The organism is Acidihalobacter sp., assembly GCF_037381185.1.
Taxonomy (GTDB): domain Bacteria; phylum Pseudomonadota; class Gammaproteobacteria; order DSM-5130; family Acidihalobacteraceae; genus Acidihalobacter_A.
Genome location: NZ_JARRQY010000009.1, coordinates 36207 through 60245, shown reverse-complemented (window position 1 = coordinate 60245; position 24039 = coordinate 36207). Strand labels below are relative to the sequence as shown.

Genomic DNA, 24039 nt, shown 5'->3' with positions numbered 1-24039 from the left:
GCGCGCCGCCACTGCGCCTGGAAGGTGCCGCGGCGCATAGCGCAAGGCGCGGTCACCATCTGTTCCGCCGCGGGCTGTTCATCAGCTTGGGCCTGGCGTTGCCGCTCACGCGCTGAACGCAGCCGGAGGCGAACACCGAAGCTGCTACGCCACACTGTGAAAGGAAAATGAAACCGGCCACAACCCGGTCGTTCCGCCCGCTTTCGACCCCGCGGACACAGTCATGCCCGAAATACAGTGGACCAGCGATTTCGATACCGGCATCCGGGTCATCGACAAGCAACACCGGCGGCTCGTGGAGTACATCAATCAGCTCGCCCATGCCCGCACCCACCACAACCGCGACGAAGTGAGCGGAGTCCTCGACCAGCTGGTCGATTACACGCTGTCGCATTTCGCGTTCGAGGAAAGCCTGATAGAGGACGCCGGCTACCCGCAGCATGCCAGCCACGTACACGCGCACGACGCCTTCCGCAACCGTATCTTCGATTTCCGCGAACGCGCCCGGCAGGGCGAAGACGTGGCCAAACCGCTGCTCGAACTGCTCAAGGCCTGGCTGTTCGAGCACATAGCGCACGAAGATGCGCGTTATGTCCCCCTGGTCAGCGCCCAGATGAGACGCCTAGAGCAGCGCGACCAAGGCAGCTGGATGCGCAGCCAACTCAAGCGCTGGTTCCAGTAGCGCCAATCTTCGCCGGCAAGCTCGCAACGCTCCAGACGCCACCCAGAGTCCGGATGCAGCGCGGCGGCGCGCGTGTATCATAGCCGCATCCACGCGCCCTCAGAGCCCATCGTGACGCCACCAAGCTACTCCAGCGTTCTGCGCTACATCCTTTCCGGCCGCATGCTCGTCGCCGGCCTCATGGGCTTCGCTTCCGGTCTGCCATTTCTGATTACATACACGCTGCTGCAGGCCTGGCTGACCGAAAATGGGATTTCAGTCGAAGTAATCGGCCTGTTCGCGTTGGCCACTCTCCCCTATTCCTTCGAATTCATTGCCGGCCCGTTCATAGACCGATACACACCACCGTGGCTTGGCAGACGGCGCGGCTGGCTGTTCGCCGTGCAGCTCGCGCTGGCCACGGCAATCATCTGCTTGGGTCAAACCAATCCGCACGGCGACCTGACCCTGGTCACCATCATCACGCTGGGTAATTTAAATCTGCCTGTGTACTGGTTGAGCGGCAACCTACCCCTAGTCGCCGGCGTCACCCTACTAGTAGCGCTGTTTTCGGCCACGCAGGACACAGTCATCAACGCCTACCGACGCGAATCGTTAGCCGATGACGAACAGGGCCTCGGAGCCTCGATGTACGTCTGGGGTTACCGCATCGGCATGTGGGTTGTAGCCAGCGGCGGCATGATCATGGCGCAATACATAGGCTTTCGCACTACCTTCGCTATCATGGGTCTACTTATGCTGCCCGGCATACTGACCACGCTGTTCGCGCCCGAGCCAAAAGCCCAAACGACTCCACCACCCAACCTGCGCGAGGCGGTAGCCGGCCCGTTCGTGGAATTCTTCACCCGGCGTCAGAACGCGGTGCTGATCCTGCTGTTCATCGTGCTCTACAAGCTCGGTGACACCCTGGCCTCAACCATGATCACGCCGTTTTATCTGCACCTTGGCTTCACCACCGCCCAGATCGGCGAGGTAGCCAAGCCGGTCGGCTTCTCAGCGCTGATGCTCGGCGGTCTGCTTGGCGGCATGGCGATCATGCGTATTGGCCAGTATCGTGCGCTGTGGTGGTTCGGCCTACTGCAGGCATTGTCCACTGCCGGGTTCGCCTGGCTGGTACACACCGGCCCCTCGGTCGGCTGGCTCGCCGTCGTCATCGCTGCCGAAAACTTCTCCGGCGGCATGGGCACCGCAGCCTTCGTCGGATTCATGGCCACACTGACCAACCGCGAGTTCACCGCCACTCAGTACGCCCTGCTCGCCAGCCTGATGAGCGTGCCGCGCACCCTATTCGCCTCGAGCACCGGTTTCATGGCCTCCGGCCTGGGCTGGACCCAGTTCTTCATCACCTGCGCGCTGCTCGCCATACCCGGCCTCTGGCTGCTCACCCGCTTCCGCGGCTGGCTGAACGAGCCGACCACAGATCCGAGCACACCGGCAGAACAGGAATCATGACCCGGCATCGCAAGAGGAGCACGGCGCGATGTCGCTGAGCCAGCTGTTGGGCAGCCTATCGCCAACCGAGTGGTGGCAGATCGGGGCGATCATCCTGGCGCTGCTCGCCGGCCTGCTCGCCCACCGCTGGGCAGTGCGCAAGGCGGACCGGAACATGGGCGATGCGACGCCGCGCAGCCTGCGCCGCATTCTGCTGCGCGGTACCGAGCGCCTGGCGTTTCCCGCCGCCGCGCTGGCCGTGGCCCTGCTCGCCCACGCCGCCCTGGACGCCGCGCACTACCCCAGCGACTGGCTTGCCCTGCTCACCCCGCTGCTGCTGTCGCTGGCCAGCATCCGGCTGGTCGCCTACATGCTGCGCCTCAGCCTGCGACCCGGCCCGACACTGCGCGCCTGGGAACAGCTCGTCAGCCTCGGCGTCTGGGCCTTCGTCGCGCTCTATCTGCTCGGCTGGCTGAAACCGCTCGCGGCCGCGCTGGACGGCATCCGGCTGGTCCCCGGCGAACATCCGCTGACTTTGCTCACCCTGCTCAAGGCCGCCGCGTCGCTGGGTGCAATGCTGCTGCTCACCTGGTGGCTGGGCGCCGCCCTGGAGCGGCGCATCATGGGTGCTAGCGGCATCAGTGCCGGCATTCGCGTGAGCATCGCCAAGGTCATCAAGTTCCTGCTCATCACCCTCGGCCTACTGCTCGGTCTGAGCGCGGTGGGTATCGACCTGACCGCTTTCGCGGTGTTCGGCGGTGCGCTCGGCGTTGGCCTCGGTCTCGGCTTGCAGCGCATTGCCAGCAATCTGGTCAGCGGTTTCATCCTGCTGTTCGACCGTTCCATCCGCCCCGGCGACGTCATCAGCATCGGCGATCGCTTCGGCTGGGTGCAGGAACTGCGTGCGCGCTATCTCGTCGTGCGCGACCGCGACGGCGTGGAAACCCTCATCCCGAACGAGAATCTGGTCACCTCCCAGGTCATCAACTGGAGCTACAGCGACCGCAAGGTGCGCATCAAGACCCCGGTGGCAATCAGCTACCACGACGACCCTGAACTCGCGCTGAGGCTGCTCGAAGAAGTCGCCCGCGAACACCCGCGCATTCTCGCCGACCCGACACCCGGCGCACGCCTGCTCGCCTTCGGCGACAACGGCATGCAACTCGAACTGCGCGCCTGGATCCAGGATCCGGAGGCCGGCGTGAACAACATTCGCTCCGAACTGAATCTCGCCATATGGCGCGCCTTCAAGACCCACGGCATCACCATTCCCTATCCCCAGCGCGACCTGCACATCCGCTCCGCTCCCGACTCATGAGCCGGCAGATCCCATTTGACGAATGCCTTGCGCAGTTGGACGCATTGTGCGGCGGCGAGCTGCTTGACGGCGCGGCGCCGGACGCGATACTGGCCGTACGGCAGCGGAACGAAGAAGCCGGCCCCTACGCCGAAGCCCTGCGCATGTTGGTCAACTGGATACCTGTGCGCAGCGCCGATCAGGCCATCGCGCGCAACGACTTCATCCACGCACTCGGCCCCCTGCGTCTACGCCACCAGAGCGGGGAGGGTAGCGCAGAAACTTATCGCGCCCTTGCCCGATTGATTCGCGCCATCGACGCCGTCTACGATGAACTCGACAGCGATACGGCACACGGTTCGGCCTGCCACTGAACACAGCCCCAAGGAACCCAGGCACACGACATGAGCCAGATACTGCTCACCGGCACCGCCACTCTCGACATCGTCAACACCGTCGAGCGTTATCCTCAGGAGGATGACGAGGTCCGCGCCAGCGCCAGCCGCGTAGCCAGCGGCGGCAACGCCGCCAACACCGCAGCCGTACTCGCCTCGCTAGGCCATCAATCCCACCTGTGCGCCGTACTCGCCGACGACGCTTCCGCTGCGCACATACGCGCGACCCTGCAACACGCCGAGGTCGATCTGCGCTACTGTCCGCAGCGCAGCGGCGCCACCCCAACGTCCTACATCACCCTCGGCGCCGCAAACGGCAGCCGCACGATCATCCATCACCGCGATCTGCCCGAACTGGAAACCGAGGATGTCTCCCGCATTCCGCTGGAACAATACGACTGGCTGCACTTCGAGGGCCGCAACGTCTTTGCCACGGCAAACCAGATCCGCCTGGCCCGCCGACGCCTGCGTGACCAGCCGATTTCGGTGGAGATCGAGAAGCCGCGTCCCGGTATCCAGCGTCTTTTCGCCTATGCCGACGTGCTGCTGTTCTCACGCAGTTACGCGCTGGCCAGCGGTTTCAGCGCCGCCGACGCGCTGCTCACCGCGCTGCGCCCGCAGATCCCGCAAGCGATTCTGGTCTGCGCCTGGGGCGAAGACGGTGCCTGGGCTCTGGCTCCGGGCGACCGGCGCCGCTTCGATTGCGTGCATGCGCCTGCGTACAAAGCGGGGCCGATAGTCGACACGCTGGGTGCTGGCGATACCTTCAACGCCGGCATCATCGATGCGCTATGTGGTGGCGCCATGCTCGAGGAAGCGCTTGCGCATGCCAACCGCCTGGCGGGCTCGAAGGTTGCCCGGGAGGGGCTTCTGTAGTCAGGGCGATGAAATCACGCGCAACACTCAAAGCGCCTCACGCACCACACGCATTGCCTCTCCCAAGCCCTGCAGCCCGTCACCGGCCAACCATGCCTTCACCTCATCGGCCAAGGCCCGCTCGCGTTCGCACACCGTCTCGCCCAGATAGACCAACCCCGGCATTGCATCTGCCGCTTCGTCGGGTTCTTCAACGTTCTCATCCAAAGTCCGGACAAGCTCGGCCCGCCCCCAGCGCGCCCCGGCCACTGAGGCGGCCCCCATCAGCCATTCAGCGAACACCTGAGCATCGTGCAGATCCCCCAGCAGGGTCTGCAACCGCTTGGACTCCTGAACCAGGGACTTGGCCGGTTCCAACACCGCACGCACCGGCTCAAGCAGATAACGCAAACGCTTGACCTCGATACGTGCATGATGCGCCCGCGCCATACTGAACTCGTCCCGCAGGGCCTGCAATTCAGCATCGAGTTCCACCCACGCCATCTCCAACCGATTGCTTAACGCCGTGCGCCAGGTCGTCTGCTGCCCGTCCGCACTGAACTCCAATCCGCGCTCCACATGTCGGCAGAGGCGTTCGAGGTCCGCGTCCAGCGCCAGCCGCGCGGTCCGCGCCCCGCTCGCCATCTCGTCGCGCAGACGCATGCCGGCCCACGCCACACCGGCCTTCGCATCCCTGGCGGCGGGTAGCGGCAGGCCTGAATACAGTTCCAGCAACACCTCCGCATCACGCGCCGGATTGGTCGCCGCCGCGAGTTCATTCAGTTCCCGGCGAATGCGTTTACGCAGCCGCAGTTCGGCACGATAGGCCCTGAGCAGCGACCGCATGCGGCGCAAGGCGACCCGAAGATCGTGCAAGGCCTCCGGGTCCTCGCCCTTGCACAGCGCTGCATACGCCGTACGCGCGGCACAAGCCTGGGCGATCACCAAGTTACGCGCCACCTCACCAGAGGCCTGTTCCAGATTTGGACCCGGCATTTGTTCCTCCCCTCCGGCAGCAACACGGACTGCCGGCTTTCATGAAATTGGGTGGAAAAGACTTTCACACAATCTTCATCGATGCATGCTTTAGTCCCATGATGAACTCCGAAGCTACCGAACGTCAGCCCCTGCAACTCATTCTCGACGTGCTGCAGCGCCTGCACGCCGAGATCCTGTCCGACAGCGCCCAACGCCTGCACGGACAGCCCCACACCGTTCACGGCAAGGCCTGGCGCAGCGCCACCAACCTCGCGCAGTACCTCGCCCTACGCCAGCACGATCTGCGCGACCTGCAGGATCAACTCGCCCTGCACGGCCTGTCCACCCTGGGACGCTGCGAAGGTCACGTACTCCACACGCTCGAAGCCGTGCGTGAAGCCCTGGCCCGCATGGCCGGCACACCGCTCGCATCGGAACAGAGCGATGCGCCTGTCGTAACGCCTGTCGAGGCGCGCAATCTGCTCGAAGCGCGCACCCGGCAGCTGTTCGGCGAACACCCCGGGCGGCGGCACACCCGCATCATGGTCACGCTGCCGACGGCCGCGGCCGAGGATCCGCAATGCAGCGCCCACCTGATCGCCGGGGGCATGGACTGCGCCCGCATCAACTGCGCCCACGACGACGCCGACACCTGGCGCCGCATGATCGACAACGTGCGCGAGGCTGCAGCCGCCGCGGGTCAGCGCTGCTCGATACTGATGGATCTCGCGGGCCGCAAGCCCCGCACCGGTCCCATCGGCGCAGCACCCAGCGTGGCGCACATCAAACCTCCGCGCGATGCGGTCGGGCGCCCGGTCGGCCCGGCCGAAGTGCTGCTGCACGGCCCCGATGCGAACATCCCCGACAGCACCGCGCGCTACCGCTTCGAACTGCCGGAGGCCTTGGCCGCCGAACTGCAGATCGGCGATCGCCTGGGTTTCGACGACACCCGCGGCAAGAGCCGCGAGCTGTTGATCATCGATCACCCGGACACCGGCGTGTGGTTCGCCCATGCCTTCCAGACCGCCTGGCTGACGCCGGACACGGACGTACGTCTGTTGCGGCGCACGCACAAGGGCGGGCTGCGCCCCCAACCCGGCGAATTCCGCCTCGGCGATTTCGTCCCGCGCGAACTCCGCATCCGCGTGCGCACCGGTGACACCCTGCTGCTGAGCTACGACGACGCGCCCGGCGAGCCGGCGCGCTTCGACGCCAACGGCCGCTGCCTGCGCCCGGCGCGCATCGGCTGTGTCGAATGCGGCACGCTGGAAGGAGTCGGTATCGGCGATCCGATCTGGATCGACGACGGCCATATCGGCACCGAGGTCGTCGAGCGCCGAGACGAGGGCCTGCTGCTGCGCGTCACGCATGCGCGCGCCGGCGGCGTCACGATCAAAGCCGACCGTGGCCTGAATTTCCCGCGCTCGCGGCTCGGCCTGCCGACGTTGACCGACAAGGACCGTAGCGACCTGGATTTCATCGTCCGGCATGCGGACATGGTCGGGCTGTCGTTCGTCGAGACGCCCGCGGACCTGGAGCTGCTGTTCGATAAACTGCACGCGCGCCAGGCCGAACATCTGTGCGTTATCGCCAAGATCGAAAACGCCCGCGGGGTACAGGAGCTGCCGGAGTTGCTGCTCACCGCACTCGGCCGGCATCCCTTCGGCCTGATGATCGCGCGCGGCGACCTCGCCGTGGAACTCGGCGGCGAACGTCTGTCCGAAATTCAGGAAGAGATCCTGTGGCTGGCCGAGGCGGCGCACACGCCGGTGGTCTGGGCCACCCAGGTGCTCGAATCCCTGGCCAAACAGGGCGCGGTCTCGCGCCCGGAACTCAGCGATGCGGTGCTCGGACAGCGCGCCGAGTGCATCATGCTCAACAAAGGCCCCTACGTCATCGATGCGCTGCACACGCTGAACGAAGTACTGCGGCGCACCGAACTGCGGCAGTGGAAGAACTCGCCGCGCCTGCGCGCGCTGTCGATCGCGGGGCACCCCGACTGAAGTGCATTCAGCCGAACACGTTGCGGCGCGCTTCGCTGACCCCAAGCTGCGTCTCGATCGCCGAGTGCGTACGCCAGACGGCTAGAAACGATGCTCGCGCGCCAGATACTCTTCGCTCTGCATCTCCATCAGCCGCGATACCGTGCGGCCGAACTCACCGTGCAGCCGGGTCCCGGCGTACAGACCGTCCAGCGGCACCTCGGCGCTGAGCGCCAACTTGACGTTGCGGTCGTAGAACTCATCGATCAGGTGGACGAAACGCTTGGCCGGCGCATCCTGCGCAGCATCCAGCCTGGGCACATCCGAAATCAGTACGGTGTGGTAGCTGTTGGCAAGCTCGATGTAGTCGGAAGCCGCCCGCGGCCCGACGCACAGCGGCGCGAAGTCGAACCAGATGATGCCGTCGGCTCGCCGCCTGACTTCCACCTCGCGGCCGTTGAGCGACAGGACTCCCCCCTCGACCACCTTGCCGCGCGCCTCTACCTCGAAGATTCCGGCCAGCGCCGCGTCCGCCTGCGGTCCGGCCGGCGTCTGATAGACCGGCCGTTGGCGCAGGCTGCGCAGGCGCCAGTCGTGCTCCGAGGCAAGCTCCCATACGCAGCAGTGGCGCTCCAGCAATGCGATTGCCGGCAGGAAACGGGGACGCTGCAGCCCATCCCGGTACAGGTCCTGCGGCGCGGTATTGGAGGTCGTCACCAAAGCGACTCCGCGCGCGAACAGCGCATCGAGCAAGCCCGCCAGGATCATCGCATCGCCAATATCGTTGACCAGGAACTCATCCAGACACAGTACCCGCGCCCGCGCGGCAATACCGTCTGCCACCAGTAGCAGTGGATCGGCACGAATACCCAACTCGCGCATCGACGCATGCACTTCGCGCATGAAATGGTGGAAATGCAGGCGCAACGCGACATCCGCGGGCAGCGCTTCCACGAACAGGTCGAGCAGCAAGGTCTTGCCGCGCCCTACCCCACCCCAAAGATAAAGCCCCTGCGGCGGCACGGGCAGCGGCGGACGCAGAAACGCGCGCATGCGCCGACCCAGGCCGGCGCGCGGCGCAGGCGGCCGTGACAAAGCCAGATGAATCCGATCGAGTTCCCGCAGCGCCGCCCGCTGCGCGGGGTCTTCCAACCAACGCCGCTGTGCCACGCCGTCCTCATACAGCGCGGTAGGCGTTCCAACATCCCTGTCATGCATTCCAAATATTCCAGTCTTAACGCCCGCTGTTCCTTGCGTGCGCCGGTGCAGAAGCAAGGCGATCCGCCTGCCGCGTGGTTTCCGGCAAGCGGTATCGCGTTACCGCCCGCATCACCACGTCGATTGCCGTATGCAGCGAGACCCGGTGCCCTACCGACACATAGACCGGCTTGACGTCGACCCGCGTGCGCAGCACCGCACCGACGCATTCCTCGCCGTCGTGCATCTGTACCCACGCACCGCGATGGTTCGGCACGTGACCGTGGGTTCCGATCAACCGCGACTTCGCCACGCCGATACTCGGCATGTCGAGCAACACGCCCAGGTGCGCGGCAACGCCAAGACGACGCGGATGAGCGATGCCCTGACCGTCGCACAACAGCACGTCTGGCCGCCGGTGCAATCGCTCCATGGCATCGAGAACGGCCGGTATCTCGCGAAACGACAGCAAGCCAGGCACGTAGGGAAAGCTCGTCGGCCGGCGCGCCAGCACTCGCTCCACCACTTCCAGACCGGGCAGCGAAAGCGTCACCACTGCCGCTCGGGTCAGATTGCCATCGTCTTCGAAACCGACATCGACGCCCGCCACGTACTCGGGCGGATCGAGCCGGTCCTGCGTCTCGACGCGCCCGCGCAGGCGCTCCTGTATCTGGCGCGCCTCGGCCGGCGACACATCCCAGCCATGAAACAGATCGTCCGCGATTCTCATCGGTTCCGCTCGAAATCCTGTACAACCGTCAGGGGGTCATCTCCCGGTGGCGGCAAGCCGTACAGGCTCGCTGGATAAGCCTAGCACCTGTTTCCGGTTACGGCGTACATGCCGGGGCAACTCCGTTCCCTTGCTCGCATCCGCCTTCGCCCACCGTCATACCTGAGCGTAGCGTTCCGCGCCTCCCAGCCAGCGACGGATCAGAGTTTCGGCCACCTCCGGCCGCTCCGCCCACAGTTTTCTCGCGGGCAGCTGCACCGCCGGCAGCAGGTCGGCGTCGCGCACCAGATCGGCCACGCGCAGCCGCGCCATGCCGGTCTGACGCGTGCCCAGCAACTCCCCCGGGCCGCGTATCTCCAGATCCAGGCGCGCGATCTCGAAGCCATCGCTGGTCTTGCGCAAGGCCTGCAACCGCCGCTTGGCCGTCTCGCCCAGCGGCGGGTGATAGAGCAGGACGCAGCTCGAAGCGGTCGCGCCGCGGCCAACCCGCCCCCTGAGCTGGTGCAACTGCGCCAGCCCCAGGCGCTCGGCGTTCTCGATAATCATCAGCGAGGCGTTCGGCACGTCCACCCCCACTTCGATCACCGTCGTCGCCACCAGCAGATCGAGTTCGCCGCGCTTGAACGCGCCCATCACCGCTTCCTTCTCCGCCGCCTTCATGCGTCCGTGCACCAAGCCCACCCGGACCTCCGGCAGCGCCTCGCCGAGCTGGGCATAGGTGTCTTCCGCCGCCTCGCACTGCAAGGCTTCGGATTCCTCGATCAGCGTGCACACCCAGTAGGCCTGGCGCCCGGACGTGACTGCCGCGCGAATGCGCTCGACCACGTCGGGGCGTCGCGTATCGGGAATCGCGACGGTGGTAACCGGCGTGCGCCCCGGCGGCAGCTCGTCGATCACCGAATAATCGAGATCGGCATAGGCGGTCATCGCCAGCGTGCGCGGAATCGGCGTCGCGGTCATGACCAGCTGGTGCGCGTGCAGGCCGGTGCCCTGCGCCTTCTCGCGCAAGGCCAGGCGCTGGTGCACGCCGAAACGGTGCTGCTCGTCGATCACCACCAGGCCGAGACGGGCGAAGCTGACGGCCTCCTGGAACAGCGCATGCGTACCGACCGCCACCGCCGCCTCGCCGCTGGCAAGTTCCGCCAGACATTGCTCGCGTACGGCGGGCCGCTGACGGCCGGACAGCCACACCACCCTGATGCCCAGGTCGTCCAGCCAACCGGCCGCGTTGCGAAAATGCTGCTCGGCCAACAGCTCGGTGGGCGCCATCAGCGCGGCCTGATAACCCGCCTCGACGGCTTGCAGGCAGGCCGCCAGCGCCACCACGGTCTTGCCCGAGCCGACATCTCCCTGCACCAGGCGCAGCATGGGCCGCGGCTGCGCCAGATCATCGGCGATCTCGCCAAGCACGCGCTTCTGCGCCGCGGTGAGTTCGAACGGCAATGCGGCAAACAAACGCTGCTGCAGCTGGCCGTCGCGCGGCAGTGCGGGTGCCGGCGTGTCGCGCATTTGCGCACGCAGCCGCGCCAAGCTCAGCTGGTGCGCCAGCAACTCTTCGAACGCCAGACGGCGCTGGGCCGGATGCCGGCCGGCCGCCAAAGCGCCGAGATCGGCGTCGGTCGGCGGCGCATGCAACAGCGCCAATGCCGCACCGAGTTCGTAGCGCAGGTCCTCCGGCAGCAACTCGACGGGCATCAGCTCCACAGGTTCGCCGTAGGCCCTGGCCTGTCCGATGAGACGCCGCAACACCGCTTGGCCCAGGCCTTCGGTCGTCGGGTAGATCGGGGTCAGCGTGGGCTCGGGCGCCGCCTCCTCGGCGAGTTCGCCGGCGAGGAGCTGATACTCGGGATGCACCATCTCCAGCCCGTGTACCCCCGCGCGGGCTTCACCGAACACGCGCAGAGACTGGCCGCGCGCCAACTGATTGCGCTGGGTGTTGCCGAAGTGGAAGAAACGCAGGGTAATCGCACCGGTACCGTCGGACAGGCGCACCAGCAGTGTGCGCCGACGCCGCTGCACGACCTCGGCATGCTCGATGCTGCCCTGAACAAGCGCCTCCTGATGCGGACGCAGCGCGCCAAGCCGCACCAGGCGAGTGCGATCCTGATAGCGCAGCGGCAGATGGAAGAACAGGTCCCCCACCCGCTCCAGACCGAGACGCCCGAGACGTTCGGCGACACGGCTGCCGACGCCCTTGAGCGACGACACCGGAGATTGAAGACTGAGCGCGCTCACAAGCGATGTCGGCCGCGGCCCCGAGAGCGCGGCCTACGCTGTCAGCCTAGCACCATCACACCTTCGATCTCGACGCCGACGTCGCGCGGCAGCGCGGCCACGCCCAGCGCGGCACGTGCCGGATAGGGTTCGCTGAGGTACTCGGCCATGACCTGATTGACCACGGGGAAATGCGTCAGGTCGGTCAGATAGATGTTGAATTTGACGAAATCGGCCAGGTTGCCGCCGGCAGCACCAGCCACCGCTGCCAGGTTGTCGAACACTCGCCGGATCTGTGCTTCGATGTCGCCACCAACCACTTCCATGGTGTCCGGATCGAGCGGGATCTGTCCCGAAACATAAACGGTGTCACCGCATTTGATCGCTTGGGAATACGTACCGATGGCCTTGGGCGCGGCATCGCTGTGAATGATTTCGCGAGGCATTGTCTACTCCATGAGACGTGGGCGAAAAACTGCAGAGGATAGCGGGAACCGCCAAACCGGTCATCAACCACGTACGCGGCTGATCTTGTTCACCGCCGGTATGGCGCGGATGCGCCGCATGGCCCGCGCCAGATGCACGCGGTCGCGCACGCTGATAACGAAACTCAAGGTCGTGAGCACGCTGTCGCGCTCCTCGAAGGACACGTTATCGATGTTCGATCCCGCCTCGGCGATTCGCGTGGCGACCGCCGCGAGCAGACCGCGCTGATTGGTCGCCTGCACGCGCACGGCGGCACTGAACTCGCCGCTGGTCTCCTCGGCCCATTGCAGCGGCATCCAGCGATCCGGCTTGCCGCGCAAATCGGCCACGTTGCGGCAGTTGTCGCGATGGATCACCAGGCCTCGTCCGGCGCTGAGAATTCCGATGATCGGGTCCCCCGGAATCGGATAGCAGCACTTGGCGAAGGTCAGCACCAGACCTTCGCTGCCGCGTATGGCCATCGGTTTGCCGCCGCTCTGGGGCTTGGGCTCGGCTTCGCTCGCCCCGTCGCCCTCGCTCAGCAGGCGCCGGGCGACGATCGGCGCCAAGCGGTTGCCCAGACCGATGTCGGTCAGCAGCGTATTGAAATCGGCGATCTCCAGCGCTTCGAGCAGGGCATCGATGCGCTCCGGCTCAATGCCGTCCAGATCCTGCCCGAAGGGGGTCAATGCCTTGTCGAGCAAGCGCCGCCCGAGCAGCACCGCCTCGTCGCCCTGCAGGTTCTTGAGCCGGTGGCGCAACCCGGCACGCGCCTTGGCGGTGGCGACGAAGCTCAGCCAGGCCGGATTCGGACGGGCCCCCGGCGCGGTAATGATTTCCACCGTCTGGCCGCTTTCGAGCTGCGTCGACAAAGGTGCAAGGCGGCGGTCGATCTTGGCCGCCACGCAGGTGTTGCCTATGTCCGAGTGCACGGCGTACGCGAAGTCGACCGGCGTGGCGCCGCGCGGCAGCTCCATGATGTGGCCCTTGGGCGTGAACACGTAGACCTCGTCCGGGAACAGGTCGACCTTCACATTCTCCAGGAATTCCAGCGAACTGCCGGCGCGCTGCTGCATCTCGAGGATGCCCTTGAGCCATTCGCGCGCGCGCGCCTGCGCACCGGCGCCGGCCGAACCGCCCTCGCCGGCCTTGTACAGCCAGTGCGCGGCGATGCCGCTTTCGGCCACCCGGTCCATCTCCTCGGAGCGGATCTGCACCTCGATCGGGATTCCGTGCGGGCCGAACAATACCGTATGCAGGGACTGGTAGCCGTTCGCCTTGGGGATCGCCACGTAGTCCTTGAAATAGTTGGCCAGCGGCTTGTAGAGATTGTGCACCACGCCGAGCGTGCGATAGCAGGTGTCGATGTCCGCCACCACGATGCGGATGGCGAAAACGTCGTACACCTCGGCAAACGACAGGCGCTTGTCGCGCATCTTGCGGTACAGCGAATAGAGGTTCTTCTCGCGACCCATCGCGCGTGCCACGATACCCGTCTCCTCGAGGCGGCGCACGATGGTGTTCTCCACGTTCTGCATCAGCTCCTTGCGCCGTCCACGGGCACGTTCGACCGAGGTCGACAGCACGCGGTAGCGCGCTGGATAGAGCGCAGCGAAGCCGAGCTGCTCGAGTTCGCGACGCACCGCGTTCATGCCCAGGCGCTGCGCAATCGGGGCGTAGATTTCCAGCGTCTCGCGGGCAATGCGCCGGCGCTTGTCCGGACGCAGTGCGGACAGCGTGCGCATGTTGTGCAGGCGATCGGCCAACTTGACCATGATCACGCGCAGATCGCGCACCATGGCCATCATCATCTTGCGGATATTCTCGGCCTGCGCCTCGGCGCGCGACTCGAACTTCAGATGCGTGAGCTTGCTGACGCCATCGACCAGCTCGGCAACCTCCTCGCCGAACAACTCGGACAGCTGTTCCTTGCCGACCGGAGTGTCCTCCATCACGTCATGCAGGATCGCCGCCATAATGCTGTGGTGATCCATGCGCATGCCGGCCATGACACGGGCCACGGCGAGCGGATGGAAGATGTAGGCTTCGCCGGACTGGCGATGCTGGCCCTCGTGCGCCTCGGCGGCGAACAAATAGGCTTGATAGACGCTGCGGATCTGTTCGGGCGACAGATAGCTTTCCAGCAGATCGCACAGATCACTGACGTGAAAACGCCCCCCCGACACCGGTCCCGGGGAACCGGCGTTCGGCGACAATGCGGGAGAGGCGGCAGGCTCGGCCATCGAGGATTCTCAGGCGCTTCGCAAGCGAGGCGCAGGCTGCCTGAGTCAGATTTCGCGCTGCACTTCGACGTCGCTCACCGGCGACTCGGCGGCATGCTCACGCGCCACCACCTCGTCGAGCACTTCCTTGCCGACCAAGCCATCGGCCACTTCGCGCAAGGCCACCACGGTGGGCTTGTCGTTTTCCAGGGCCACGCGGGGCTCCGCGCCCATGGCGATCTGCCGTGCACGCTTGGCCGAAATCAGTACCAACTGAAAACGGTTGTCCACCTTCTCGAGGCAGTCTTCTACGGTAATTCGGGCCATACTCTTGCCATCTCCTGACGATGAATACCGGGCCGCGGCCAATATGCGCGACTCGGGACAAACTAGATTACCTACCTTGGCCGGCTCAGGCCAACAATTCGCGCATCAAGGCCTGCTGGCGGCGCGCCTGACCGCCGAGCCGTAGACGGTTGGCCGTCACGATGCACTCCAGATCGGCCAGCGCGCGACCGAAGTCATCGTTGACCACGAGATAGTCGTACTCGGCGTAATGCGACATCTCGCGCACCGCATCGCGCATGCGGCGCTCGATAACGCTTTCGCTGTCCTGGCCGCGCGTACGCAGGCGCTTTTCCAGCGCCTCGCGCGAGGGTGGCACGATGAAGATCGATTCACAGCCGGGCATCTGTCTGCGCACCTGCTGCGCGCCCTGCCAGTCGATTTCAAGCAACACGTCGCGATCCGCCTGCAGATCGGCCTGCACGCTGGCGCGAGCCGTGCCGTAGAAATGATCGAAAACCTTGGCGTGTTCCAGAAACCCGCCGGCCTCGACCAGTTCGAGAAAATCGCGCTCGTTGACGAAATGGTAGTCGCGGCCGTCCTCTTCGCCCGGCCGCGGCGCGCGCGTCGTGTGCGACACGGACACGGTCAGCGAGCGCTGGCGTTCGACCAGCGCCTTCACCAGACTGGTCTTGCCCGCCCCGGACGGCGCGGAAAGAATGTAGAGAGTGCCCAAGCTCACGAGGCAATACGACCCAACCAAAGCCGCATAGTATAACCAACAAGCCCCCAGCAACATAGCCGGCGACGGAATACTCAGCCCCGACGGGACGGATCGTGGGCGAGAAAGAAGCGACGATAGAGATACAGATACCCGCCCTGCAGCACCGTCCCCATGACGAACGGCGCCACCAGCCACCCCGCCTGGAAGAACAAGCCGGCGAGCAATGGACCGAACGCGAAGGGAATCATCTGCGAGACGCTGTTGAGGCTCGCCGCCAGGCCGCGGCGACCGCCGCCGACCAGGCTGACGCCGAGCGCCTGGCGCGCCCCGATGGTGCCGCGGCTCAGCGCCGAGCGCAGCACGTAGAACGCGCCGGCCCAGGCGAAGCTGGGTGCGAACGCCATCGGCAGCAACAGCAGTAGGCCGAGCAGACGCAGCCAGACGACCACGTCCACCACGCCGAAGCGGCTGGTCAGACGTCCGGAAACCAGCGAAGCGACGCCGGTGACGGCGAAAGCCAACGCCATCATCGGCGCAATCGCCGCAGGGCCGACGCCGAAACGCAGCTTGAACCAGTAGGCCAGCAGAGGCCCCACCAAGCCGACGCCGAGGCCGTTGAGCACGTTCACCGCGACCAGGCGGCGCAGCAGCCCGTTCTCCCGCGTGCGCGCCTCGGCCTCATCCTCCGCACGCTGCGGTTCAGAGGCTGTCTCGGGCAGATCCCGAGCGAACCACAGCAACAGCAACGAGATCAGCGAGCCCCCCAGCACCACCGCGAACAACACCCGGAAATCCTGCGGCGCGGGCGAGGGCCCGCCCAGCCAGCTCGGCAGCGCTGCCAGCCAGGCACCGGCGCACATGCCGAAAAAACCCATCGCCGTATTGAGACTGAACACCATGCCGCTACGGCAACGTTCGATTCCGCGCATCAACCATGACTGCTCGACCGGCGCGAACGGCCCCGGACTGCCGTTCGCGCCGCGTCCGAAGCCGCCGACCACCGCGGCCGCGGCCAGCCATGCGGGCTGCGCCGTGAGCAGCGCGATCGACGCCACCACCAGTTGCGAGCATTCATAAGCGATCAGGAAACGCCGCCTGCCGAGACGGTCCGACAGCGGCCCCAGCAGCAGCGTCAACGCGGCACTGAACACCAGGCCGCCCATGAACACACCGCCGATGGCCACCGCCGGCCAACTCAGGGCGTGCAGATACAGTGCGAAATCGACCACCAGCGCACCCTGACCGACGCTTCGCGCCAATCTGGAGGCCATCAGAAGCCGCGCGGTCGGCGGCAGAGTTCTCAGCGACATGGAAAATCCAGATCGAAACGACGACACGAACGCAGCTCCGCGCCACGCAGAACCGAGGCGGCGGAAGCCAACTATTCGGCCGCGGCGACCGGCGTGCGCCCCTTCGGTGTAAACGGCGGACGCGCGAACCATACCAACCCCAGAAGAACCACGAAAATCCAGCCGGAGAGCCAGAAGAAATCATTCGTGGCGAGCATGAAGGCCTGGCGCGACACCGTATGCGAGAGCCATTCCGCAGCCTGCGTCGGCGCCATACCGACTCCCTGCAGCTGCGCGAAGGCATGCTCGGCAGCGGGGTTGGCGGAGGTGAAATTATCGTTCAGATGCGCATCATGCAGCGTCGCGCGCCGATCCCACAGCGTGACGCTCAACGAGGTGCCGAAACTGGCCCCCAGTGTGCGCAGGAAGTTGGCCAGCCCCGAAGCGCTGGCGATGCGATCGGGCGTCAGACCGGACAACGACATCGCCGTTAGTGGGATGAAGAACGTCGCCACGCCGATGCCCAGCCAGATCCGCGGCTCGATCAAATTGCCCAGCGTCACCTGGGTATTGAAGCTGCCGAGCCAGAACGAACAAACCGCGAAAACCAGAAACGCGACCGTGACGAAAGTGCGCAGATCAACGCGATGCAGGCTGCGGCCGACAATGGGCGAAAACACGATTGCCAGCAGACCAACCGGGGCCGCAGCAATGCCCGCCCAGGTGGCGGTGTAACCCATTTGCGTCTGCAGCCACAGGGGGAAGATCACAATGCCGCCGAAATACGTGCCAAAGCCCAGCGTAATCGCCACCGCGGCGACGTTGAAATTGCGATTGCGGAACAGGGTTAGATCGATCACCGGGTGCTCTTCGTACCATTCCCAGATCAGAAACAGCACCAGGGCAATCGTCGCCGCAACCGCCAGGGCCACGATATAGCTCGAACCGAACCACCCCATGTCGTTGCCGTTGTCGAGCATGATCTGCAGCGCGGCGACCCACACGATCAGCAGCACCAGCCCCACCACGTCGATCGGGCGCTGCCGACGCGGCGTCTCGCGATGGCGCAGCATCACCCAGGTGATCGCAACCGAGGCGATACCCACGGGAATATTGATGTAGAAGATCCACGGCCAGCTGTAGTTGTCGGTAATCCAGCCGCCAAGGATCGGCCCCAGCACCGGTGCGACCACCGTGGTCATGCCCCAGATCGCCAACGCCAGCCCACGCTTTTCGGGAGGATAGTTATTCAGCAGAAGGCTCTGCGAAAGCGGAATCATCGGCCCGGCCACGGCACCCTGCAGCACACGCAGGAACAACAGCATCGGGAAGCTGTCAGCTAAGCCGCACAGCCAGGAAAACAGCGTGAACAGCGCGGTGCAGGCGACGAACAGCCGCACCTCGCCGAAACGCTGCGCCAACCACCCGGTCAAAGGCACCGCGATGGCCGTGGCCACGACGAAAGCCGTGATCACCCAGGTACCCTGATTGGGGCTGACCGCCAGATCGCCGGCAATCGTCGGCACGGCGACGTTGGTGATCGTCGTGTCGAGCACGTTCATGAAGGTCGCCAGCGCCAGCGACACGGTGATCACCACCAGTGCCGTGCCATGAAACGACTGCGGCTCAGCTTCCGCCATGCGAGGAAACCGCTTCGCCCCTATTGGCGGCGATGATGTGCTGCACCAGCTTCCGAGCGCCGATCAGCTGCCCGGCATAGACGCTGGAGACGGTCGAAGGTTTCGGTGCGTTCTTTTGCGTGGTGAGCGACGCACCGCTGCGATCGTGCGTATCGATGGTCACGTTCATCGACAGCCCCAACCGCAACGGATGCTTTTTCAGCTCCTTTGCCGGTATGCCGACTCGCACCGGCAGGCGCTGCACCACCTTGATCCAGTTCCCGGTCGCGTTCTGCGCCGGCAATAACGCGAAGGCCGAGCCGGTCCCAGGCGACAGCCCCAGCACCTTGCCGTGATAGGTCACAGAATCGCCGTAGAAATCAGCCTGCAGAGACACCGGCTGGCCGATTCGCACATCGCTGAGCTGGGATTCCTTGAAATTCGCGTTGACCCACACGTCCGCCAGCGGCACCACATCCATCAACACGCTGCCCGGCGTAACCTGCTGGCCAAGCTGCACGCCGCGGTTGGCGGCATAGCCACTGACCGGTGCGAGAATACGCGTGCGCTGCAGCACCAGATAGGCGCTGCGCACGGTCGCGGCTGCCTGCCGGACCGCCGGATTGTCCTCCAGCTTGGCGCCTCCGACCGCGGCGCGGGCGCCGGCCAACTGAGCCCGATCCAGAGCCAGCTTGGCGCGCGCGACCTGCTCGGCGGTCTGTGCGTGCTGGAACTGCTCCTGCGAGTTCATGCCCCGCTGGCGCAGGCGTTGCTGACGCGCCAGGTCATCCTTCGCCTGGGCAAGCTGAGCGAGGTCCATCTGCACGGTAGCGGCCAGCGCGTCGACGCGCGCGTAGTCTTGGCGTACTCCGCGCACCTGCAGCGCAAGCGCCGACTCGGCCTTGGCCAGTACCAGCCGCGCGTCCGCCGGATCGAGTTCGGCCAGTATCTGGCCCTTGCGGACGTAATCGGTATCGTGTGCACGCACCGCGACGACCGTACCCGACACCTGCGGCGAGACCGGCACGCGATCGCCATGGACGTAGGCATCATCGGTGCCCACGTAGTACTGCCCGATCAGCAGATCGTAGGCGTACCAGGCACCGCCCAGGACGGCGAACACCAGCACCGCAAGCAGCAGCACACGGGTGCGGCGCCGTTTGCGCGGCGCGGAGCTATCATCGGTTGCGGAAGAGTCATGCGTCGGCAAGTGCGCCTCCTTGGCTCAGGCGACGTACGAACCGCATCAAGTCGTCAGGGGCGCATCGCGCCAAACCGGGCGGTCATGATGCGATCATGGGATGGACCCGGCGCCTCGCGCCGGGTCTGGGAATATGGTCGGAGTGAAAGGATTCGAACCTTCGACCCCTGCCTCCCGAAGGCAGTGCTCTACCAGGCTGAGCTACACTCCGAATTGAACAGCCGTTTGCTAGGCGTCCCGTTCAACCGCCACGCGGGTCAACGAAGCGAGGGCGTCCTTATACTGGGATTCGGGCAAAACGGCAAGTTGTTTGCGCGCCAATTCGGCCTCGGCGCGGGCAACCGATTCAGTGTACGCAAGCGCGTCGGTCGATTCAATGGCTGAGAGCACCGCATCGATACGATCCAGGCCGCCCTGCTCGATCGCCTCGCGGATCACTCGCCGCTCGCTCTCGTTGCCGACGCGCATCGCGTAGATCAAAGGCAGCGTCGGCTTGCCCTCGGCAAGATCGTCGCCGACGTTCTTGCCCATCACCTCGGCTTCCGCACGGTAATCGAGCACGTCGTCGATCAACTGAAACGCCGTACCGGCATGCTTGCCGTAGGCGGCCAGCGCCTGCTCATGCTCCTGCGACATTCCCGCGAGCACCGCTCCGATGCGCGTTGCGGCCTCGAACAGCTTGGCGGTCTTGGAATGGATCACATCCATATACCGCTCTTCCGTCGTATCGGGGTCGTTGCAGTTGAGCAACTGCAGCACCTCGCCCTCGGCGATGGTATTGGTCGCCTGCGCCAGAATGCCCATCACATGCATGCTGCCCAGTTCGACCATCATCTCGAAGGCGCGGGTGTACAAAAAGTCGCCGACCAGCACCGCCGCCTCGTTGCCCCAGATGGCGTTGGCCGTCTCGCGGTTGCGCCGCAGCTTGGAATCGTCGACCACGTCGTCGTGCAGCAGCGTGGCGGTGTGGATCAGCTCCACGATCGAAGCCAGACCGATGTGCCTGTCGCCCTCGTAGCCGCAGGCCCTGGCGCTGAGCAGCGCCATCAGCGGCCGCAGGCGCTTGCCGCCGCCGCCGACAATATAGGAACCCAACTGGTTGATCAGCACGACCTCGGAACGCAGGCGCGCGAGGATATGGTCGTTAACGGCCTGCATGTCGTCGGTGACAAGCAAGCGTATCGCACTGAGCTCCATCAGTATTTTCGGCTCGCGTTGGGAGAAGTCTGTATAGTTTCGAAGCGCGGGTGCGCCGACGCTACGGCGCGGTTCCGGCATGCTAGGGAGGCGTCTGCAGGGTGTCAAGCCGCGGCTTTCGCCGAGCGCTTGGCTATTCGGCGTTGACCCTGCCCCCTTTGCGGGCTAGAATCCCGCCTCTTTTTCCCATCAGTTGTTCCGGAGAAGACAGAATGTACGCGGTCATCGCCACTGGCGGCAAGCAATATCGGGTCGCCGAAGGCGACATCCTCAAGATCGAGCGCCTGCCCGTTGAAGCCGGCAGCGAAGTCGAATTCGACAAGGTGCTGATGGTCGGCGCAGGCGCCGACGTGACCGTCGGCGCGCCTTACGTCGACGGCGGCAAAGTCACCGCGACGGTGCGTGCGCACGGCCGCGGCGAGAAGGTCGAGATCGTCAAGATGCGCCGCCGCAAGCACTATCGCAAGCAGATGGGCCACCGCCAGGACTACACCGAAGTCCAGATCGGCGCCATCAAGGGCTGAGCGCAGCTCATCTTCAGTGTATGACCCGGCGATCGCTCGATCGCGGGCCAAGGATTTAGAGGTAGGCAGAAATGGCACATAAAAAGGCAGGCGGCAGCACCCGCAACGGCCGCGATTCAGAATCCAAGCGCCTTGGCGTCAAGCGCTTCGGCGGCCAGACCGTCAGCGCCGGCAGCATCCTGGTGCGTCAGCGCGGCACCCAGTTCCACCCCGGCCTGAACGTCGGCCTGGGCCGCGACCACACCCTGTTCGCCAAGGTCGAAGGCACCGTCAACTTCGTGACCAAGGGCCCGAACAACCGCAAGTACGTCAACGTCCTGCCGGCCTAAACCCTGGCAGACGCGTTTCGCGAAGGCCCCGCCCTGACCCGGCGGGGCCTTCGCGTGTCCGGGCACTTGACGCCGGACACCGATCGAAGCTAAGCATTGACCGCCGGACCAGCCCCGTCCGGCCGCGCTACGTACGCCGGCGCCCTGCAAACGCGTACGACTCCACAGCCGGGGCCGCTGGAGCCTCCACCCATGAAGTTCGTCGACGAAGCAAGTATCAAGGTCCAGGCCGGGGACGGCGGCAACGGCTGCGCATCCTTTCGGCGCGAGAAGTACATTCCCTTCGGTGGGCCCAACGGCGGCGACGGCGGTGACGGCGGCAGCGTCTACCTGCGCGCGGACTCGGGGCTCAACACGCTCAGCGATTTCCGCTACAAGCGCAGCTTCCAGGCCGAACGCGGTCAGAACGGCATGGGCCGCGACATGACCGGGCGCAAGGGCCAGGAGCTGGAAATCCCAGTGCCCGTCGGCACCGTGGTGCGAGACGCCGATACCGGCGAACTCATCGGCGACCTCACGCGCCCCGATCAACGCCTCAAGGTCGCGCAGGGCGGCCGCCACGGCCTCGGCAACACCCACTTCAAGAGTTCGACCAACCGCGCTCCGCGCCAGTTCACGCACGGCACCCCGGGCGAACTGCGCACGCTGGAGCTTGAACTCAAGCTGCTGGCCGACGTCGGCCTGCTAGGACTACCCAACGCCGGCAAGTCGACGCTGATCAGCCGCGTGTCACAGGCGCGGCCGAAGATCGCCGACTACCCCTTCACCACCCTGCACCCCAACCTGGGCGTAGTCAGCGTCGGACCGCTGGACAACTTCGTCATGGCCGACATCCCCGGCCTCATCGAAGGGGCCGCGGAAGGGGCCGGACTGGGTCTGCGCTTCCTCAAGCACCTGCAGCGCACCCGGCTGTTGCTGCATGTCATCGATATCGCGCCGCTCGACGAGGGACACGAACCGCTCGACGACGCCCGGACCGTCCTGGAGGAACTCGAGAAGTTCAGCCCAGAACTGTCCGCCATGCCGCGCTGGCTGGTCTGCAACAAGAGCGATCTACTACCGCCGGAAGAAGCGGAGGCACGCTGCCGGGCCCTGGAACAGGCGCTGGGATGGGACGGACCGCGCTTCTGCATCTCCGCAGTCAGCGGCGCAGGCACCCAGGAGCTGCTGAGAGCGGTCATGACCCACCTCGAGCAGACGACCGCCGGCGACGATGACGACGATGAGTAACGCGACGCGTCGCTGGGTGATAAAGATCGGCAGTTCGCTGCTGACCAACGACGGCCGCGGACTCGACCATGCCGCCCTGACCGACTGGGCGGCGCAGATAGCCCGCCTGCGCGCGGCCGGGCATGAAATTCTGCTGGTTTCCTCGGGCGCGGTCGCCGAAGGCATGAGCCGCCTCGGCTGGCATGTGCGCCCGCGCGAACTGCATCAGCTGCAGGCTGCCGCCGCCATCGGCCAGATGGACCTCGTGCGGGCCTATCAGGATCAGTTCGCGCGCCACGACCTGCTCGCGGCGCAGGTTCTGCTGACCCACGACGACCTGATCAACCGCCGGCGCTATCTCAACGCCCGCAGCACGCTGCGCACCCTGCTCAAGCTGGGCGTGATCCCGATCGTCAACGAGAACGACACGGTCGCCGCCGACGAGATCCGTTTCGGCGACAACGACACCCTCGGCGCGCTGGTCGCCAATCTCGTCGAGGCCGAACGCCTGGTGATTCTCACGGATCAGAAAGGCCTGTTCGACAGCGACCCGCGCCAGAATCCCGAAGCGCGCCTGATCCCCCGCGCCAAGGCCAGCGACGCCCGCCTGTCAGGCTTTGCCGCCACCGGCATGGGCACGCTTGGCCGCGGCGGCATGGCCACCAAGGTCGCCGCCGCCAAACGCGCAGCGCGCTCCGGCGCGGAAACCGTCATCGCCAGCGGACGCGAGGCCCGCGTGCTCGAGCGCCTGGCCGAAGGCGCCGAACTCGGTACACTGTTGCTTCCCGACAAGGAACCTCTGGCGGCACGCAAGCAGTGGATCGCCAGCCAGCTAAGCCTGCACGGCCATCTCGTCGTCGACGAAGGTGCGGCGCGCGTGCTTCAGCAGGCCGGACGCAGCCTGCTGCCCATCGGCGTCACGCAGACCGACGGGAACTTCGCACGCGGGGAGGTGGTTTCCGTTCTCGATGCCCAGGGGCGCGAAATCGCCCGCGGCCTGATCAACTACAGCGCCGACGAAACCCGCCGCATCATGCGCAAGCCCAGCGACGAGATCGAGAGCATACTGGGCTACGTCGACGAACCCGAACTGATTCATCGCGACAACCTCGTGCTGCTCTGACGTACGGTAGACGCGCACGACGAAGGGCCCGCACCTTCCGGTGCGGGCCCTTCGTCGTATGCTTTCCTGCATCCCGCGGCGTTGCCGCGGA

The 24039-nt window shown here is 65.7% G+C and carries 22 protein-coding genes and 1 tRNA gene; 10 read left to right on the top strand and 13 right to left on the bottom strand.

Features of this window, described 5'->3' with window-relative positions:
* The first annotated feature begins 223 nt into the window (after positions 1-223).
* From P8014_RS04500 to P8014_RS04480, 5 genes are all read left to right on the top strand, one after another.
* A complete protein-coding gene (locus tag P8014_RS04500) occupies positions 224-682 on the top strand; it encodes a bacteriohemerythrin (protein WP_337816110.1) in 459 nt (152 codons plus the stop codon).
* Positions 683-793: 111 nt separating this feature from the next.
* A complete protein-coding gene (locus P8014_RS04495; protein ID WP_337816109.1) occupies positions 794-2134 on the top strand; it encodes an AmpG family muropeptide MFS transporter in 1341 nt (446 codons plus the stop codon).
* A gap of 28 nt (positions 2135-2162) precedes the next feature.
* On the top strand, positions 2163-3431 hold the full coding sequence (locus tag P8014_RS04490; RefSeq protein ID WP_337816108.1) for a mechanosensitive ion channel domain-containing protein: 1269 nt from the start codon (positions 2163-2165) through the stop codon (positions 3429-3431).
* Complete coding sequence (locus P8014_RS04485; RefSeq protein WP_337816107.1) at positions 3428-3784, top strand: hypothetical protein; 357 nt, start codon at positions 3428-3430, stop codon at positions 3782-3784. The genes P8014_RS04490 and P8014_RS04485 overlap by 4 nt, the downstream gene beginning before the upstream one ends.
* Positions 3785-3814: 30 nt before the next feature.
* Complete coding sequence (locus P8014_RS04480) at positions 3815-4681, top strand: PfkB family carbohydrate kinase (RefSeq protein ID WP_337816106.1); 867 nt, start codon at positions 3815-3817, stop codon at positions 4679-4681.
* A gap of 27 nt (positions 4682-4708) precedes the next feature.
* Here P8014_RS04480 and P8014_RS04475 read toward each other — a convergent pair whose 3' ends face one another.
* Complete coding sequence (locus P8014_RS04475; RefSeq protein ID WP_337816105.1) at positions 4709-5656, bottom strand: CHAD domain-containing protein; 948 nt, start codon at positions 5654-5656, stop codon at positions 4709-4711.
* Between the two features lie 98 nt (positions 5657-5754).
* Here P8014_RS04475 and P8014_RS04470 point away from each other — a divergent pair, with 98 nt between their 5' ends.
* Positions 5755-7641 carry a pyruvate kinase gene (locus tag P8014_RS04470; protein WP_337816104.1) on the top strand — a complete coding sequence of 629 codons (1887 nt, stop codon included), beginning with the start codon at positions 5755-5757 and terminating at the stop codon, positions 7639-7641.
* Positions 7642-7722: 81 nt separating this feature from the next.
* On the opposite strand, the gene zapE is transcribed toward P8014_RS04470, so the two are convergent.
* The 12 genes from zapE to ispB all read right to left on the bottom strand — a co-directional run bounded on the left by zapE (position 7723) and on the right by ispB (position 20763).
* Complete coding sequence (gene zapE, locus P8014_RS04465; RefSeq protein ID WP_337816103.1) at positions 7723-8838, bottom strand: cell division protein ZapE; 1116 nt, start codon at positions 8836-8838, stop codon at positions 7723-7725.
* A 16-nt stretch (positions 8839-8854) separates the two neighbouring features.
* Complete coding sequence (gene nfi, locus P8014_RS04460; protein WP_337816102.1) at positions 8855-9547, bottom strand: deoxyribonuclease V; 693 nt, start codon at positions 9545-9547, stop codon at positions 8855-8857.
* Positions 9548-9703: 156 nt separating this feature from the next.
* Positions 9704-11782 (bottom strand): ATP-dependent DNA helicase RecG, encoded by a 2079-nt coding sequence (gene recG, locus P8014_RS04455; RefSeq protein ID WP_337816101.1) that lies wholly within the window; start codon positions 11780-11782, stop codon positions 9704-9706.
* 41 nt (positions 11783-11823) lie between these two features.
* Positions 11824-12207, bottom strand: a complete 384-nt coding sequence (locus P8014_RS04450) for a Rid family detoxifying hydrolase (RefSeq protein WP_337816100.1) — start codon at positions 12205-12207, stop codon at positions 11824-11826.
* A 63-nt stretch (positions 12208-12270) separates the two neighbouring features.
* Positions 12271-14469: a bifunctional GTP diphosphokinase/guanosine-3',5'-bis pyrophosphate 3'-pyrophosphohydrolase gene (gene spoT / locus P8014_RS04445; protein ID WP_337816099.1), complete on the bottom strand. Its 2199-nt coding sequence runs from the start codon at positions 14467-14469 to the stop codon at positions 12271-12273.
* A 45-nt stretch (positions 14470-14514) separates the two neighbouring features.
* Positions 14515-14775: a DNA-directed RNA polymerase subunit omega gene (rpoZ, locus tag P8014_RS04440; RefSeq protein WP_337816098.1), complete on the bottom strand. Its 261-nt coding sequence runs from the start codon at positions 14773-14775 to the stop codon at positions 14515-14517.
* Positions 14776-14860: 85 nt separating this feature from the next.
* A complete protein-coding gene (gene gmk / locus P8014_RS04435; RefSeq protein ID WP_337816097.1) occupies positions 14861-15475 on the bottom strand; it encodes a guanylate kinase in 615 nt (204 codons plus the stop codon).
* 74 nt (positions 15476-15549) lie between these two features.
* On the bottom strand, positions 15550-16767 hold the full coding sequence (locus P8014_RS04430; RefSeq protein WP_337816096.1) for an MFS transporter: 1218 nt from the start codon (positions 16765-16767) through the stop codon (positions 15550-15552).
* A 71-nt stretch (positions 16768-16838) separates the two neighbouring features.
* Positions 16839-18386: a DHA2 family efflux MFS transporter permease subunit gene (locus P8014_RS04425; protein ID WP_337816095.1), complete on the bottom strand. Its 1548-nt coding sequence runs from the start codon at positions 18384-18386 to the stop codon at positions 16839-16841.
* Complete coding sequence (locus tag P8014_RS04420) at positions 18373-19575, bottom strand: efflux RND transporter periplasmic adaptor subunit (protein ID WP_337816094.1); 1203 nt, start codon at positions 19573-19575, stop codon at positions 18373-18375. The genes P8014_RS04425 and P8014_RS04420 overlap by 14 nt, the downstream gene beginning before the upstream one ends.
* 125 nt (positions 19576-19700) lie before the next feature.
* Positions 19701-19777 (bottom strand) — tRNA-Pro (locus P8014_RS04415).
* 17 nt (positions 19778-19794) lie between these two features.
* Entirely contained in the window at positions 19795-20763 is a 969-nt protein-coding gene (gene ispB, locus P8014_RS04410) for an octaprenyl diphosphate synthase (RefSeq protein ID WP_337816093.1), read from the bottom strand.
* 212 nt (positions 20764-20975) lie between these two features.
* Between ispB and rplU the strand changes: the two genes are divergently transcribed.
* The 4 genes from rplU (at position 20976) to proB (ending at position 23948) form a co-directional block, all read left to right on the top strand.
* Positions 20976-21287: a 50S ribosomal protein L21 gene (rplU, locus tag P8014_RS04405; RefSeq protein WP_337816092.1), complete on the top strand. Its 312-nt coding sequence runs from the start codon at positions 20976-20978 to the stop codon at positions 21285-21287.
* Positions 21288-21358: 71 nt separating this feature from the next.
* Complete coding sequence (gene rpmA, locus P8014_RS04400) at positions 21359-21616, top strand: 50S ribosomal protein L27 (protein WP_337816091.1); 258 nt, start codon at positions 21359-21361, stop codon at positions 21614-21616.
* 192 nt (positions 21617-21808) lie between these two features.
* Entirely contained in the window at positions 21809-22846 is a 1038-nt protein-coding gene (gene cgtA / locus P8014_RS04395) for an Obg family GTPase CgtA (protein WP_337816090.1), read from the top strand.
* A complete protein-coding gene (gene proB, locus P8014_RS04390; protein ID WP_337816089.1) occupies positions 22839-23948 on the top strand; it encodes a glutamate 5-kinase in 1110 nt (369 codons plus the stop codon). Before cgtA ends, proB begins: the two co-directional genes overlap by 8 nt.
* The last annotated feature ends 91 nt before the right edge of the window (positions 23949-24039 follow it).

What these genes read in the sequence shown, in the direction of transcription:
- P8014_RS04425 (WP_337816095.1), bottom strand. Translation starts at nt 18,386, where the DNA reads ATGGCGGAAGCTGAGCCGCAGTCGTTTCATGGCACGGCACTGGTGGTG.
- nfi (WP_337816102.1), bottom strand. Translation starts at nt 9,547, where the DNA reads ATGAGAATCGCGGACGATCTGTTTCATGGCTGGGATGTGTCGCCGGCC.
- rplU (WP_337816092.1), top strand. Translation starts at nt 20,976, where the DNA reads ATGTACGCGGTCATCGCCACTGGCGGCAAGCAATATCGGGTCGCCGAA.
- rpoZ (WP_337816098.1), bottom strand. Translation starts at nt 14,775, where the DNA reads ATGGCCCGAATTACCGTAGAAGACTGCCTCGAGAAGGTGGACAACCGT.
- P8014_RS04490 (WP_337816108.1), top strand. Translation starts at nt 2,163, where the DNA reads ATGTCGCTGAGCCAGCTGTTGGGCAGCCTATCGCCAACCGAGTGGTGG.
- P8014_RS04500 (WP_337816110.1), top strand. Translation starts at nt 224, where the DNA reads ATGCCCGAAATACAGTGGACCAGCGATTTCGATACCGGCATCCGGGTC.
- cgtA (WP_337816090.1), top strand. Translation starts at nt 21,809, where the DNA reads ATGAAGTTCGTCGACGAAGCAAGTATCAAGGTCCAGGCCGGGGACGGC.
- spoT (WP_337816099.1), bottom strand. Translation starts at nt 14,469, where the DNA reads ATGGCCGAGCCTGCCGCCTCTCCCGCATTGTCGCCGAACGCCGGTTCC.
- P8014_RS04480 (WP_337816106.1), top strand. Translation starts at nt 3,815, where the DNA reads ATGAGCCAGATACTGCTCACCGGCACCGCCACTCTCGACATCGTCAAC.
- P8014_RS04450 (WP_337816100.1), bottom strand. Translation starts at nt 12,207, where the DNA reads ATGCCTCGCGAAATCATTCACAGCGATGCCGCGCCCAAGGCCATCGGT.
- P8014_RS04475 (WP_337816105.1), bottom strand. Translation starts at nt 5,656, where the DNA reads ATGCCGGGTCCAAATCTGGAACAGGCCTCTGGTGAGGTGGCGCGTAAC.
- ispB (WP_337816093.1), bottom strand. Translation starts at nt 20,763, where the DNA reads ATGGAGCTCAGTGCGATACGCTTGCTTGTCACCGACGACATGCAGGCC.
- rpmA (WP_337816091.1), top strand. Translation starts at nt 21,359, where the DNA reads ATGGCACATAAAAAGGCAGGCGGCAGCACCCGCAACGGCCGCGATTCA.
- proB (WP_337816089.1), top strand. Translation starts at nt 22,839, where the DNA reads ATGAGTAACGCGACGCGTCGCTGGGTGATAAAGATCGGCAGTTCGCTG.
- P8014_RS04470 (WP_337816104.1), top strand. Translation starts at nt 5,755, where the DNA reads ATGATGAACTCCGAAGCTACCGAACGTCAGCCCCTGCAACTCATTCTC.
- P8014_RS04485 (WP_337816107.1), top strand. Translation starts at nt 3,428, where the DNA reads ATGAGCCGGCAGATCCCATTTGACGAATGCCTTGCGCAGTTGGACGCA.
- zapE (WP_337816103.1), bottom strand. Translation starts at nt 8,838, where the DNA reads ATGCATGACAGGGATGTTGGAACGCCTACCGCGCTGTATGAGGACGGC.
- P8014_RS04430 (WP_337816096.1), bottom strand. Translation starts at nt 16,767, where the DNA reads ATGTCGCTGAGAACTCTGCCGCCGACCGCGCGGCTTCTGATGGCCTCC.